Origin of the sequence: Lacinutrix venerupis, from assembly GCF_003663945.1 — a bacterium.
In the GTDB taxonomy this organism is placed as follows: domain Bacteria; phylum Bacteroidota; class Bacteroidia; order Flavobacteriales; family Flavobacteriaceae; genus Lacinutrix; species Lacinutrix venerupis.
In genome coordinates, this window is the sequence record NZ_RCCH01000001.1 from 308629 (window position 1) to 322622 (window position 13994).

Sequence of the window (13994 nt, forward strand, 5' to 3'; positions counted from 1 at the left end):
AATCATGAAAAATGTAACCACTTTTATTTTAGTTTTTTTCTTCGGAATTTATTTCTCTTTTGCACAAAATAAAACTTGCGATTGTAAAACCGATTTAGATTTTGTAATTGAAAAATTAAAAGCAATGCCTTCATATAAAGATCAAATAAAAGGTGAAAAATTAGATGTTTTTAATGAAACATATAAAACATTAGCTTCAAAAATGAAAGCACAAATGCCTATTGAAACTTGTTATAAATTATTACTACAACAAATGGTTTTAATTAACGATGTGCATTGTAGTTTAACATTCAACGAACTTTATTTATCTAAAGAAGACACTAAGGACGACACCAAAATAATAGATTTTAAAACAACAGATACATTTAAAAATCATCCCAAAACAAAACATCATCTTCAAACGCTTAAGGACAAATTAACACAAAAAAATGAAGCTGAATTAGAAGGAATTTACAGTTATAACGAATCACAAAAAATTGGCATATATTTCTCAGCAGATAAAAATAAGCTAATTGGTGTTGTACTAAGTAGTGATTTAAAACAATGGGAACCTGGAGAAATTATTTTTGAAGCAACGCCAACAAACGGTATTAAATACAACCTTTATTATTATCATCCTGTTACAAGAATTCCAGGTTTTGTAAGGAGTATTTCTTTTGAAAATGGTCGACTTTGGGCCTATAAAAAAGAAGGAAATACAGCTAATGCAGAGTTACCAATTAAAAATCAATCTGATTGGGAGTTTAAACAACTAAATAGCAATACACAATACATGTATTTTGGGAATTTTAGTTCATTTAGTAAAAAAAATAAGAACGCTTTTAAGACTTTTTACAATAAAATGAAAAAAGATTTAACTGCTGAAAATGTAATTGTAGATTTAAGAAGTAATGGAGGCGGAAATAAAAAATTATCAGATCCTTTTATAAAATTATTAAAAAAGAAAAACGTTTACATTTTAACCAACTGTTTTACAGGTAGTAATGGCGAACAGTTTACTATTAAACTTAAAAAGTTAAAAAGTGCAAAACATTTAGGCCAAACCACAAGAGGTATTATTGCTTATGGTATGAATTATGGCTACAACTACAATACACCTTCTGGATATTTTAATATAAAACCAACAGACATGGACTTTAGCGAATACTTACAATACGAAGGAAAAGGCATTGTGCCAGAATATCCTTTAGATTTTAATCGTGATTGGATAGCTCAAACTTTAGAAGTTATTGCAACCGAAAACGAATAAATAAACAATAAAATAACGTAGTTCTAATGCGCGATTAAACTTTCTATTTCAACATTAGATAAAAGCTGTTACAAACATTGTAACAGCTTTTTTATTTTTCTCTTCCTTTTAAAACGTTAACCACATCTTTAAGTTTAAATCCTTTAGCCTGCAATAACATTAAATAATGAAACAATAAATCTGCGCTTTCGTTTAAAAACAAATCGTCATTATCATCTTTTGCCTCAATAACTACTTCTACTGCTTCCTCTCCTACTTTTTGAGCGACTTTATTTATACCTTTTGCAAATAATGACGCCACATAAGACTTCTCTGAGTCTCCTACTTTTACACGACTTTCAATAGTGTTTTCTAATTTAGAAATAAAACCGAAATTTTCATCGTTTTGTTCATTCCAACACGTATCGCTTCCTGTATGGCATGTTGGACCTTTTGGTTTTGCTTGAATTAACAATGTATCGTTATCGCAATCTAGCTTAATATCAACCAGATTTAAAACGTTTCCGCTTTCTTCACCTTTAGTCCATAAACGGTTTTTGGTTCTGCTAAAAAAAGTAACCAATTTGGTGTCTTTAGTTTTATTAAACGCTTCTTCATTCATGTAACCCAACATCAATACATTTTTTGTTGTGGCATCTTGAATTACTGCTGGTACTAAACCATCGTTGTTTTTATTAAAATCTATGTTCATAATTTTTGCTTTGTCATTGCGAAGCAAATTTTATTTGCTGAGGCAATCTTATTATTTTTTAATGAGCTGCTGAAACAAGTTCAGCATGACGACTTATAGTCGTACTGCTATATTATTATCTCTTAATACTTCTTTTAAATCTTTTATTGCAATTTCACCAAAATGAAATACGCTTGCAGCCAATGCTGCGTCTGCTTTTCCTTCTTTGAAGGTATCTATAAAATGTTGAACGTTTCCTGCTCCACCTGAAGCTATAATTGGTATATTTAAAGTTTCTGATAACTTAGCTAAAGCTTCATTTGCGAAACCTGCTTTGGTACCATCGTTATTCATTGAGGTAAATAAAATTTCTCCTGCACCTCTACTTTCAACCTCTTTAGCCCAATCGAATAAATTTAAATCGGTTGGAATACTTCCACCTGCTAAATGTACTATCCATTCATCATTAATTTGTTTAGCATCTATAGCAACCACAACACATTGGCTACCAAATTTATTAGCCAATTCGTTAACCAATCCTGGTCTTTTTACAGCTGAAGAGTTTATAGAAACCTTATCTGCTCCAGATTTTAAAAGCACATCTACATCTTCAATAGATGAAATTCCTCCACCAACTGTAAACGGAATATTAACGTGTTCTGCAACTTTTAAAACCATATCAATCATGGTTTTTCGTCCTTCTAAAGTCGCCGAAATATCTAGAAAAACCAGCTCGTCTGCACCTTTTACAGCATATTGCTTCGCTAATTCTACAGGATCTCCAGCATCACGAAGGTTTACAAAATTGACACCTTTAACGGTTCTTCCGTTTTTAATGTCTAAACATGGTATAATTCGTTTTGTAAGCATATTATAAAAATCGTTCTAATTCTTTTAATGTAATTCTGTTTTCGTAAATCGCTTTACCTATAATTACACCTTCGCAATTAATTGCAGAAAGCGTTTCTAAATCTTCAATAGTCGTTACTCCACCAGAAGCTATAAGCTTTATGGACTGACCAGAACTACCGTTTGTACATTCTTCAATTATTTTTTTATACAAATCTACTGATGGGCCTTCTAACATTCCGTCTTTTGAAATATCTGTACAAACCACATATTGAATACCTTGTTTTTGGTAATCTTTTATAAATGGAATTACCTCTAAACTACTTTCTTCTAACCAACCACTAATGGCTATTTTTTCATTTTTACAATCTGCTCCTAAAATGATTTTTTGAGAACCATATTTACTTATCCAACGCTCAAACATATCTCTGTTTTTAACAGCAATACTACCTCCTGTAATTTGTTTTGCTCCAGAATTAAATGCTGTAATTATATCGTTATCCGATTTTAAACCACCTCCAAAATCAATCTTTAAGTTTGTTTTAGATGCAACTTGCTCTAAAACTCTGTAGTTTACAACATGATCGGCTTTTGCACCATCTAAATCTACCATGTGTAAATACTCTATTCCTGCACCTTCAAACTGTTTTGCAACCTCAAGTGGGTTTTCATTATAAATTTTAGTGGTATTGTAATCGCCTTTTGTTAAGCGTACACATTTTCCGTCTATAATATCTATTGCTGGTATTATTCTCATATTCATTTCCCACGAAAGTGGGAATCTTTTTAATTAATATTCATTCTTTTATTGTGAATTCCACATTAAGTGTGGAATAACAATGCGTTGTTTTTTATTTTATATTCTGAATTACAAGTACTGAATAACACACTAAAGAGCTATAAAATTCTTTAATATTTGTTCTCCTGCTACAGATGATTTTTCTGGATGAAATTGTACACCATAAAAGTTATCTTTTTGTAAAGCTGAAGCAAAATCTACACTATATGTAGTTGTGGCAATGCTTTCTTTACAAGCTTCTGCATAAAAACTATGTACAGAGTACATGAATGCCTCGTCTTTAATACCTTTAAACAGCTTAGATTTTAGATCGGTTATTGTATTCCATCCCATTTGTGGTACTTTAACTGTATTATTGAAACGCTTTACATCTACATTAAAAATACCTAAACCTTTGGTATTACCTTCTTCTGAAGATTTACACATCAATTGCATGCCTAAACAAATTCCTAAAACTGGTTGTTTTAAAGTTGGAATTAAAGTGTCTAAACCACTTTCTTTTAGCATTTGCATTGCAGAACTTGCCTCACCAACACCAGGAAAAATAACTTTATCTGCTGCCTTAATCTCATCAGGATTATTTGATAAAATAGCATCGTAACCTAAACGTTTAAAGGCAAACTGAATGCTTTTTATATTTCCTGCTCCGTAATTTATTATTACTAATTTCATTACAACATCCCTTTAGTTGATGGCAAAAACATTTTATTTGCATCACGTTTTACAGCCATTTTCATAGCTTTTGCAAAGGCTTTAAAAATACCTTCTATTTTGTGGTGTTCGTTTGTGCCTTCTGCTTTAATATTTAAATTACATTTTGCTCCATCTGTAAATGATTTAAACAAGTGGAAAAACATTTCGGTTGGCATATCGCCTATTTTTTCACGTTTAAAACCGGCTTCCCATTCTAACCAGTTTCGACCTCCAAAGTCAACTGCTACTTGTGCTAAGCAGTCGTCCATAGGTAAACAAAAACCGTAACGCTCGATACCTAATTTATTACCTAAAGCTTTGTTGAATAATTTACCTAAAGCAATCATAGTATCTTCAATGGTATGGTGCTCATCAACCTCTAAATCGCCATCAACTTTTATGGTTAAATCCATAGCACCATGACGACCAATTTGGTCTAACATGTGGTCGAAAAACTTTAAACCAGTATCGATATTATTTTTACCAGAACCATCAAGGTTTAATTTAATATATATCTTGGTTTCGTTGGTGTTACGCGTGATTTCTTCTACGCGATCATTTAGTTTTAAAAACTCGTAAATCGCTTGCCAATCTGTACTTGTTAATGCGATACAATCTAAAATGGCTTGTTTTGAACTTTCAATTTCATCTGCTCCTAATTCAGGATCTTCAGATAAAAATATACCTTTTGCTCCTAGATTTTTAGCCAATTCCATGTCTGTAATGCGATCACCTAAAACAAATGAATTTTCTAAATCATATTCGGCTTTATCAAAATACTTTGTTAATAAACCTGTTCTTGGTTTGCGTGTTTCAGCATTTTCATGCGGAAATGTTTTGTCTATACACACTTCAGAAAAAACAACACCTTCTTTTTCGAATGCTGAAATTACTTTGTTTTGTGCGGGCCAAAAGGTATCTTCGGGAAAAGAATCGGTTCCTAAACCATCTTGATTGGTTACCATAACTAGCTCAAAATCTAACTCTGAAGCTACTTTAGCCATGTATTGAAATACTTTTGGGTAGAACTCTAATTTCTCTAAACTATCTAGTTGATAATCTACAGGTGGCTCTAATACCAAGGTTCCGTCTCTGTCTATAAATAGTACTTTTTTCATTATATATTTTTTAAAGCTTCAATTAGTTTTTGGTTTTCAACAGCAGTTCCAACAGTAATTCGAATACAATTCTCAACTTGAGTATTTCTGTTTCTTATAATTACTTTTTTATCTATTAAATACTGGTAGGTTTTATCTGCATTATCAACTTCAACCAATAAAAAATTAGCATCTGTTGGATATATTTTTTTAACGATAGATAGCTGATTTAAAGCGTCTTTTAACTTTGTTCTTTCTGAAAGAATAGTCTCGATATTTTTAGAAACTTCAGATTGATTATTTAAACATTCTAAAACTACTTCTTGATTTAAAGTGCTTACGTTATAAGGAGGTTTTACACGATTGTAAAGTGCAATAATGGCTTCGCTAGCATAAGCAACGCCTACTCTAACACCTGCTAATCCCCAAGCTTTACTAAAGGTTTGACTTACAATTAGATTATTGAATTTATTTATATTTTTAATAAATGATGCTTGCGAACTGAAATCGATATAAGCTTCGTCTACAATCACGATACCATTAAAATTCTCAAGAATATATTCAATATCATCAGTGTTAATTGTATTTCCTGTTGGATTGTTTGGCGAGCAAATAAAAATGATTTTTACATCTTGAAAATCTAAATACGGTTGTAATTGATTTAAGTTAATTTGAAAATCGTTTATTAAAGGTTGCTTAATCACCTCTATATTATTGATGTTTGCAGATACATCGTACATTCCGTACGTTGGTATAAAAGTTAAGACCTTGTCTTTTCCTGGTTCGCAAAAAATACGAAAGGCTAAATCGATAACTTCATCGCTTCCGTTACCAATAAAAATTTGGTTTGTTTCTACAGATTTAATGGTAGATAATTTTTCCTTAATTTTTGATTGCTGTGGATCTGGATAACGGTTTAACTCTCCAAACGGATTTTCGTTGGCATCTAAAAACACATCTGCTGTTCCTTTAAACTCATCTCTTGCAGATGAATATGGTTTTAAAGCTTTAATATTAGCTCTAACTAGGTTATTTATGTTGAATGTTGTGTTCATTACTTTAAATCATTTAAACGAAGAGTTACTGCATTTTTATGTGCTTGCAAACCTTCGGCTTCAGCCATTAACTCTATAGTTTTTCCTATATTTTGAATACCTTCTTTAGTAATTTTTTGAAATGTAATGGCTTTTGTAAAACTGTCTAAATTTACTCCAGAATATGCTTTGCTAAAACCGTTTGTTGGTAAAGTATGATTGGTACCTGATGCGTAATCTCCTGCGCTTTCTGGTGTATAATTACCTATAAATACTGATCCTGCATTAATGATATTATTCACAAAAAAATCATTATCATTAGTGCATAATATTAAGTGTTCTGGAGCATAGTCATTAATTATATCTAATGCAGCATTGGCGTCTTCCATTATAATAGCTTTAGAGTTTTTTATGGCTTTTTTAGCTATATCTTTTCTTGGCAATGCTTCAATCTGTTTGTCAATTTCATTTTGCACCTCTTGGACTAATTTTAAAGAATCTGACAATAAAATTACTTGACTATCAATACCATGTTCTGCTTGACTTAATAAGTCTGAAGCTACGTAAGCAGGATTTGAGCTATTATCTGCAGCAACCAATAATTCACTTGGTCCAGCTGGCATATCGATTGCCACACCATATTTAGTAGCTAATTGCTTTGCTACAGTAACGTATTGATTTCCTGGTCCAAATATTTTATAAACCTTTGGAATACTTTCTGTTCCAAAGGTTAAACCAGCAATGGCTTGAATGCCACCAACTTTAATAATTTTAGTAACACCACATAATTGTGCTGTATATAAAATTTCGTTAGCAATGTTTCCTTCCTTATTTGGAGGCGAACATAATACGATTTCCTTACAACCTGCAATTTGAGCTGGAACAGCTAACATTAAAACGGTTGAAAATAAAGGTGCAGTACCAGCAGGAATATAGATCCCAACTTTTTGAATGGCTCTTTTTTCTTGCCAGCAGTTAACACCTTCGGCAGTTTGCACAATAATTTTTTCGGTTTTTTGTGCTTTATGAAAGGTTTCGATATTGCTTTTTGCTTCTTGAATAGCTTGTTTTAATTCGGTAGAAATTTTAGCACTTGCTACTTCTACTTCTTCAGTAGTTACAGTATTTGACGCTAATTCTGCTCCATCAAATAATTGCGTGTACTTTGCTATTGCTTGATCTCCGTTACGTTGTACATCTTCAAAAATTTGAGTGACTGTAGTTTCAATATCGTTAACGGTTTGTGTTGGTCGTTTTAAAATAGTAGACCAAGTTGATTGTTTAGGATTGCTAATAGTTTTCATTTATATCACCATATTTTCAATTGGACAAACTAGGATGCCTTCTGCTCCATTTTCTTTTAACTCGTCTATAATTTCCCAGAAATCATTTTTATTTATCACAGAGTGAATTGAGCTCCAACCCTCTTTAGCAAGTGGTAAAACTGTTGGACTTTTCATACCTGGAAGAATGTTTATAATGTCATCCACCTTATTGTTTGGTGCATTTAACAATACATAACGCGATTGTCTTGCTTTTAAAACAGACTGTAGTCGAAATTGTAATTTATTTAAAATGGCTTGATTGTTTTCAGAAATTTTAGGAGACACAGCCAATACTGCTTCCGATTTTAAAATAACTTCTGCTTCTTTTAAACCGTTTTTAAATAGTGTGCTTCCGCTAGAAACAATATCTACAATAGCATCTGCTAAACCAATATTTGGTGCAATTTCTACCGAACCATTAATAATGTGTAAGTTTGCTTTAATTCCGTTTTTATCTAAAAACTGATTTACTGTGTTAGGATATGAAGTTGCAATGCGCTTTCCTTCTAAATCTTTAACCGAATTATATTTTACGCCTTTTGGTACTGCAACAGACACTTTACAAGATGAAAAGCCTAATTTTTCGGCAATTTTAATATCGTTTCCTTTTTCTATAAGTACGTTTTCGCCAATTATAGCAACATCTACCACACCATCTTTAAGGTATTGTGGAATATCTCCATTACGTAGGTAAAAAATTTCTAGAGGAAAATTTTTAGCCGAAGCCTTTAATTGGTCTTTACCATTGTCTATAGAAATACCAACAGCTTTAAGGATTTGCATAGAATCCTCGTTAAGTCTTCCTGATTTTTGAACTGCAATTTTTAATTTACTCATTTTGGTTTCTTTTTATTTTTTGAAAGCTTGAGTAAATCATTTAGTAAATTGTATAAAAACAAAAAACCGCTTGATTTACTCAAACGGTTTTAAAAATATGTTGATTTTAGTCAATACATCTTCAGCTCGCTTGAGTGCAAGTATGAAAATGATGATGTAATTGAATAAAAGTCATTGTTTTATTTTTTGTATGTACAAATATTGTGAAAATAATTTTACAAATCCTAATTAATATGTATTAATTAATTATTATCTATTATTGATTTCCCAAAATTATTGGCATTCCTGAATCTCCAGAACCAATAACAATTACTTTACTATTGTTTGATTCTGAAAGCTTTACAGTAGCTTCAATACCTTTGTCTTGCAGAATTTTATCTGTTAAAGATGCACTTAAAATTTTATTTGCATCTGCTTTACCTTGTGCTTCAATACGTTGTTTATCTGCTTCTTTACTAGCTGTAACTAATCTAAATTCGTATTCTAAAGACTCTTGCTCTTGCTTTAATTTACGTTCAATTGCTTGTCTAATAGTTGGTGGTAATTGTACATCTTCAACTAAAACACGCTTTACATTTAAGTATTGTCCTTCTAATAGTTTTGTAACTTCGTCTAAAATTTCCTGTTCTATTAAATCTCTTTTACTAGAATATAACTGTTCTGGTGTGTAACGCCCAACTACACTTCTTGCCGCAGCATTTACGGCAGGATCAAGTAATTCACGCTCGTAATCTTCTCCTTTAGTTTTTATTAAAAGTCCTAATTTACTGTATTCTGGTTCGTACCAAATAGTACCGTTAACTTTTACTTCTAGACCATTAACAGAAAGTACATTCATTTGGTCTGAGATTGATTGTTGACGCACTTTGCGAACAATCATATCATTCCAAGGAGCTACAATATGAAAACCTTCTCCATAGGTTTTATCTGTATTTATACCATTTCCTAAGCGTTCGAAAATAACGCCACCTTCTCCAGGACCAATAGTAACTGCAGATTTAATTATTAAAAATATTACTACAACAATTCCAATTATTACTGGTACTCCTAACTTTGGTAATTTATCCATTTTATTTTTTTTTAAAATTATATTAATCCGTTATATTTTCTCATAAACCATTCTATTGCTAGCGATAATGCTATTAACACAAGAAGGTATTTCCAATCGATTAAAGGTACAATATTTTTGCTGCTTTTTTGAATTGGTTTATAGCGTTCATCATTTAGCAAATCATTAATTATAGATTTATAGTCGTTAAAATGATAGCTAGTTCCATTACTTTGATTTGCAATAGTTTTTAATTTTGAAATATTAGCATTTAAAAATTGTTGCTCTATATTATACTCTAGTATTTTAAAGTTTCCAGATTTTGAAATATTTTCACTAGTAGCTTTAACAGTAAACGTATAATCTGAAGCTGCTAAATCACTTAAATCTACTTGATAATTATTATTTTTTAATATAAAAGGAATTGTTTTAGATGTTTTATTAATTCTATCTGTAACAATTATATTAAGGTTTTCATTGGCATCAAACTCATAATTTTTATTAAAAAATTGAGCAGATATAATGATATTACTACTTCCTTGATAGAAAGATTCATAGTCAACATCCAATCTATTTTTACGCTTATTTGAAGCTAAATATTGAACTAATTTTCCTATGAAGTTATCAAATTGATTAAAACTTTTATTGTTTATAAAACTTTGTGATCTCCATTTCCAAAGATTTTCACCAAATAAAATAGCTTCTCGTCTTTTATTAATTTCGAAGGTTGCCAAAAGAGGCTCTTCGGTATTAATAGATTTTATTTTTTTATAAAGAATACTTTCAAAAGGAACAGAAAATGAAGGCTCTCCAAAATTTGATATTAATGGTGGAAAAGATTCAAAATCTAAATCATCGACTATAAAAGAATTATAATTTGCATTTAACTTTGCTTGGTAATCTTCGGTTTGAGAAATAATATCATGTTGGTAATAATCACTAACTGTATTTAAAAAATTAAAATCTGTTTTGGGTCCTGCAATTACAAATTTATTTTTATTATTAAGCTTTAAAGCTTCAAACAAATTCTTAAATGAATTGTTTGGATTGCACACAATAACTAATTGCAAATCATTTAATTGACTTATTGCTTCTTGTGGTTTCAAATAAACCACTTTACGTTGCTCATTAGCTTCTATGCTTTTTTTAAGCATACCTAAATCTGGATGTAAAACAGAACTGACAATAGCCACTTTAGTTTTTTCATCGACTACTTCAACCGCAAAATTCTTACTGTTATTAGTTGTATTTTTTTCTGATTCTGTAGGAATTAATGTTGCTTTATAACTTTTTACACCAACATTATTTGCTGGTAGTGTGAAGTTTAAAATTTTAGAATTTTCTATTTTATTAAAGCTAATATTTTTAGAAAATATTGTGTTTTTTCCTGAAGTTACAACAAACTTAGTATTAATATTTTCTTCACCATTATAGACTAAAATAGCTTCTACTGGAAACTTGTTTTTTAAAAACGCATATTTATTAACGTTAAGTTGCTTAAGTTTTAAATCTGAATATTGTGTAGTATCGCCAACAACAATAGGATATATTGGTTGATTATATTTTTTTGCTGTATACCCGTAATCATTACCATAGGTTTGATTTCCATCTGATATTATAATGGTTGGAGATACTGTATTTTTATATATCTGTGTTAATTCCTTAAATACTTTATCTAAATTAGTTTGTTTTTCTTTAAAGGATAAAGTGTCTAAAGTATGAAGTGTATTACCAAAAGAGAATACATCTATTGTAAACTTATTATTTAATGATTGATTGTTCTTTAAATCTTCTACAATTTTTGAAACGTTGTTCTCTTGATTAAGATGTGCTATTGAATTTGAATTGTCTACTACTAAAACCAAGTTTGGTTTCTGGTTGTAAACTGTTACTTGATTAAATTTAGGATTTATAAGCAATAAAAGCACGCTAAATATGCTTATAAACCGTAATAATGCAAAAAGCGCATTCTTTCTAGACGCGCCTTTAGCTTTATATTTATAATGGAAAAGCGCTAATAATAGCGCTATAATTCCAGCTAATATGATGTATAATATAGTTTGTGTAGACAAATTATTCTTTTACTTTTATTATATCAAAACTGTTAAAAAACCTATTAATAGATTTATTTTCATCATTCTCTATTAAACATATAACTTGTGCTATAAACATAGTATTATTTACTAAATAAGCATTTATATATATAAAACCACCTGATATTTTTATTTTAACATTTTTTCCTGGAAAGCCATTAAATGTGACTTTGTTACTATATAAAAGTTCTCCATTAACATTATTAACGGCTCCATCTACAGCTCTATCTAATGTATCATTATTAAACTCTGCATTTGCATCCTCAAATAATGATTTAGGATAATCTGATCTAATAATACTATAAACAAGATTGTTGTTATCACTTGATGGTTTACACATAATCATATGCATATCAAGATTTCCAGCAGAAGTATCTACAGTTTCTAAAGTTCTTTTTGGTTGTGATGGAAACTCTGCAATAAACGCTAAGTCTTCAGATTTATAATTAATCCAATCTTGCGAAAATGCAACTGTTGAACATAATACAAATAAGGTTAAAGAATAGATTAATTTATTCACTATAATTAAGATTTAGGTTAACATGCCTCCATCAACATTCAACGTTTGTCCTGTTACATATGCAGACATATCACTTGCTAAAAACACACAAGCATTAGCAATATCTTCTGGCGTACCACCACGTTTTAAAGGTATTGCATTTCTCCAACCTTTAACTGTTTCCTCGTCTAATTTAGCAGTCATTTCTGTTTCTATAAAACCAGGTGCAATAACGTTACTTCTAATATTTCTAGAACCTAACTCTAAAGCTACAGATTTAGAAAAACCAATTATTCCAGCTTTAGACGCTGCATAATTTGTTTGTCCAGCATTACCTTTCACTCCAACAACAGAACTCATATTTATAATTGAGCCTTTACGTTGTTTAAGCATAGTACGTTGTACAGCTTTTGTCATGTTAAAAACAGATTTAAGGTTTACTTCGATTACTTTATCAAAATCCTCTTCTCCCATTCTCATTAACAAATTATCTTTTGTAATACCTGCATTATTAACTAATACATCTATACTTCCAAAGTTTGCCAAAACATCTTCTGCTAATTGTTGTGCTTCCTCAAAACTGGCTGCATTACTTTTATATCCTCTTGCTTTAATCCCTAAAGCATTTAATTCATTTTCAAGCTCGTTTGCTGCTTCTACAGAAGAACTGTATGTAAACGCCACATTAGCACCTTGTTGTGCAAAAACTTGTGCGATTCCTTTTCCAATGCCTCTACTTGCTCCAGTGATTATAGCTGTTTTTCCTTCTAAAAGTTTCATATAAAAAATTGGTTTAATTCTATTCCCTACGGTTTTAGGATGATTAATTTTTAGTAATTCAAATATAGTAATTACAAAGTTGTTCAGAATAAAAAAACCTCACAAATTAAAGTATTTGTGAGGTTAAAATATATTGTTAAAGAAATTTTATCCTAAAACTTCTGCTACTTTTTTTCCAATTTCTGCTGGAGAATCAACAACATGTATTCCACAATCTTTCATAATTGCTTTTTTAGCTTGTGCAGTGTCATCACTACCTCCAACAATTGCTCCTGCATGTCCCATTGTACGACCTGCAGGTGCAGTTTCTCCAGCAATAAAACCAATAATTGGTTTTTTACTTCCAGACTCTTTATACCAGTTTGCAGCATCTGCTTCTAACTGCCCACCTATTTCACCTATCATTACAACAGCTTCTGTTTCTGGATCATTAATTAATAACTCTACAGCTTCTTTTGTTGTAGTTCCAATAATTGGATCTCCACCAATACCAATAGCAGTAGTAATACCTAAACCTTGTTTTACAACTTGGTCTGCAGCTTCGTAAGTTAATGTTCCAGATTTTGAAACAATACCTACTTTACCTTGCTTAAATACAAAACCTGGCATAATACCTACTTTTGCTTCACCTGGAGTAATTACTCCTGGACAGTTAGGTCCTATTAAACGGCAAGCTTTATCTTTAATATAATCTGAAGCTTTAATCATATCTGCAACAGGAATTCCTTCTGTAATACAAATAATTACTTTTATTCCTGCATCTGCAGCTTCCATTATAGCATCTGCTGCGAAAGCTGGCGGTACAAAAATAATTGTAGTATCTGCTCCTGCTTTTGTTACAGCTTCTTCTACTGTGTTAAAAACTGGTCTGTCTAAGTGTGTTTGCCCTCCTTTTCCTGGAGTTACACCACCAACAACATTTGTTCCATACTCAATCATTTGTCCAGCGTGAAATGTACCTTCACTACCAGTAAATCCTTGAACAATAATTTTTGAATCTTTGTTTACTAAAACGCTCATT

At 30.8% G+C, this 13994-nt stretch carries 14 protein-coding genes; 1 reads left to right on the forward strand and 13 read right to left on the reverse strand.

All coding sequences use genetic code 11. The features are described 5' to 3' along the window. Nucleotides 1-4 precede the first annotated feature (4 nt). Nucleotides 5-1249 (forward strand): S41 family peptidase, encoded by a 1245-nt coding sequence (locus tag CLV86_RS01430; protein ID WP_121048784.1) that lies wholly within the window; start codon nucleotides 5-7, stop codon nucleotides 1247-1249. Between the two features lie 91 nt (nucleotides 1250-1340). Here the strand turns inward: CLV86_RS01430 and hisIE are convergent, their stop codons facing one another. The 13 genes from hisIE to sucD form a co-directional block, all read right to left on the reverse strand. Then, complete coding sequence (gene hisIE, locus CLV86_RS01435) at nucleotides 1341-1940, reverse strand: bifunctional phosphoribosyl-AMP cyclohydrolase/phosphoribosyl-ATP diphosphatase HisIE (protein ID WP_121048787.1); 600 nt, start codon at nucleotides 1938-1940, stop codon at nucleotides 1341-1343. A gap of 93 nt (nucleotides 1941-2033) precedes the next feature. Continuing rightward, nucleotides 2034-2789 carry an imidazole glycerol phosphate synthase subunit HisF gene (gene hisF / locus CLV86_RS01440; RefSeq protein ID WP_121048789.1) on the reverse strand — a complete coding sequence of 252 codons (756 nt, stop codon included), beginning with the start codon at nucleotides 2787-2789 and terminating at the stop codon, nucleotides 2034-2036. Nucleotide 2790: 1 nt separating this feature from the next. Beyond that, nucleotides 2791-3525 (reverse strand): 1-(5-phosphoribosyl)-5-[(5-phosphoribosylamino)methylideneamino]imidazole-4-carboxamide isomerase, encoded by a 735-nt coding sequence (gene hisA / locus CLV86_RS01445; RefSeq protein ID WP_121048792.1) that lies wholly within the window; start codon nucleotides 3523-3525, stop codon nucleotides 2791-2793. Nucleotides 3526-3657: 132 nt separating this feature from the next. Continuing rightward, nucleotides 3658-4239 (reverse strand): imidazole glycerol phosphate synthase subunit HisH, encoded by a 582-nt coding sequence (gene hisH / locus CLV86_RS01450; protein WP_121048795.1) that lies wholly within the window; start codon nucleotides 4237-4239, stop codon nucleotides 3658-3660. Then, nucleotides 4239-5378 (reverse strand): bifunctional histidinol-phosphatase/imidazoleglycerol-phosphate dehydratase HisB, encoded by a 1140-nt coding sequence (gene hisB, locus CLV86_RS01455; protein ID WP_121048798.1) that lies wholly within the window; start codon nucleotides 5376-5378, stop codon nucleotides 4239-4241. The genes hisH and hisB overlap by 1 nt, the downstream gene beginning before the upstream one ends. Beyond that, a complete protein-coding gene (gene hisC, locus CLV86_RS01460; RefSeq protein WP_121048801.1) occupies nucleotides 5378-6412 on the reverse strand; it encodes a histidinol-phosphate transaminase in 1035 nt (344 codons plus the stop codon). Before hisC ends, hisB begins: the two co-directional genes overlap by 1 nt. Next, nucleotides 6412-7695, reverse strand: a complete 1284-nt coding sequence (gene hisD / locus CLV86_RS01465) for a histidinol dehydrogenase (RefSeq protein WP_121048804.1) — start codon at nucleotides 7693-7695, stop codon at nucleotides 6412-6414. Before hisD ends, hisC begins: the two co-directional genes overlap by 1 nt. Then, on the reverse strand, nucleotides 7696-8553 hold the full coding sequence (hisG, locus tag CLV86_RS01470) for an ATP phosphoribosyltransferase (protein WP_121048807.1): 858 nt from the start codon (nucleotides 8551-8553) through the stop codon (nucleotides 7696-7698). A 256-nt stretch (nucleotides 8554-8809) separates the two neighbouring features. After that, nucleotides 8810-9622 carry a prohibitin family protein gene (locus tag CLV86_RS01475; RefSeq protein ID WP_121048811.1) on the reverse strand — a complete coding sequence of 271 codons (813 nt, stop codon included), beginning with the start codon at nucleotides 9620-9622 and terminating at the stop codon, nucleotides 8810-8812. Between the two features lie 17 nt (nucleotides 9623-9639). Further along, the gene (locus CLV86_RS01480) at nucleotides 9640-11673 is read right to left on the reverse strand and encodes a vWA domain-containing protein (protein ID WP_121048815.1); all 2034 of its coding nucleotides are present in this window, start codon (nucleotides 11671-11673) and stop codon (nucleotides 9640-9642) included. Between the two features lies 1 nt (nucleotide 11674). After that, nucleotides 11675-12214: a hypothetical protein gene (locus CLV86_RS01485; protein ID WP_121048818.1), complete on the reverse strand. Its 540-nt coding sequence runs from the start codon at nucleotides 12212-12214 to the stop codon at nucleotides 11675-11677. Between the two features lie 12 nt (nucleotides 12215-12226). Then, a complete protein-coding gene (gene fabG / locus CLV86_RS01490) occupies nucleotides 12227-12973 on the reverse strand; it encodes a 3-oxoacyl-[acyl-carrier-protein] reductase (RefSeq protein ID WP_121048820.1) in 747 nt (248 codons plus the stop codon). Nucleotides 12974-13120: 147 nt separating this feature from the next. Further along, on the reverse strand, nucleotides 13121-13993 hold the full coding sequence (gene sucD / locus CLV86_RS01495) for a succinate--CoA ligase subunit alpha (protein WP_076733168.1): 873 nt from the start codon (nucleotides 13991-13993) through the stop codon (nucleotides 13121-13123). Between the last annotated feature and the right edge of the window lies 1 nt (nucleotide 13994).

Excerpts from the sequence above, each read along its gene's own strand:
- CLV86_RS01430 (WP_121048784.1), top strand. The coding sequence starts at position 5 with ATGAAAAATGTAACCACTTTTATTTTAGTTTTTTTCTTCGGAATTTAT.
- hisIE (WP_121048787.1), bottom strand. The coding sequence starts at position 1,940 with ATGAACATAGATTTTAATAAAAACAACGATGGTTTAGTACCAGCAGTA.
- hisF (WP_121048789.1), bottom strand. The coding sequence starts at position 2,789 with ATGCTTACAAAACGAATTATACCATGTTTAGACATTAAAAACGGAAGA.
- hisA (WP_121048792.1), bottom strand. The coding sequence starts at position 3,525 with ATGAGAATAATACCAGCAATAGATATTATAGACGGAAAATGTGTACGC.
- hisH (WP_121048795.1), bottom strand. The coding sequence starts at position 4,239 with ATGAAATTAGTAATAATAAATTACGGAGCAGGAAATATAAAAAGCATT.
- hisB (WP_121048798.1), bottom strand. The coding sequence starts at position 5,378 with ATGAAAAAAGTACTATTTATAGACAGAGACGGAACCTTGGTATTAGAG.
- hisC (WP_121048801.1), bottom strand. The coding sequence starts at position 6,412 with ATGAACACAACATTCAACATAAATAACCTAGTTAGAGCTAATATTAAA.
- hisD (WP_121048804.1), bottom strand. The coding sequence starts at position 7,695 with ATGAAAACTATTAGCAATCCTAAACAATCAACTTGGTCTACTATTTTA.
- hisG (WP_121048807.1), bottom strand. The coding sequence starts at position 8,553 with ATGAGTAAATTAAAAATTGCAGTTCAAAAATCAGGAAGACTTAACGAG.
- CLV86_RS01475 (WP_121048811.1), bottom strand. The coding sequence starts at position 9,622 with ATGGATAAATTACCAAAGTTAGGAGTACCAGTAATAATTGGAATTGTT.
- fabG (WP_121048820.1), bottom strand. The coding sequence starts at position 12,973 with ATGAAACTTTTAGAAGGAAAAACAGCTATAATCACTGGAGCAAGTAGA.
- sucD (WP_076733168.1), bottom strand. The coding sequence starts at position 13,993 with ATGAGCGTTTTAGTAAACAAAGATTCAAAAATTATTGTTCAAGGATTT.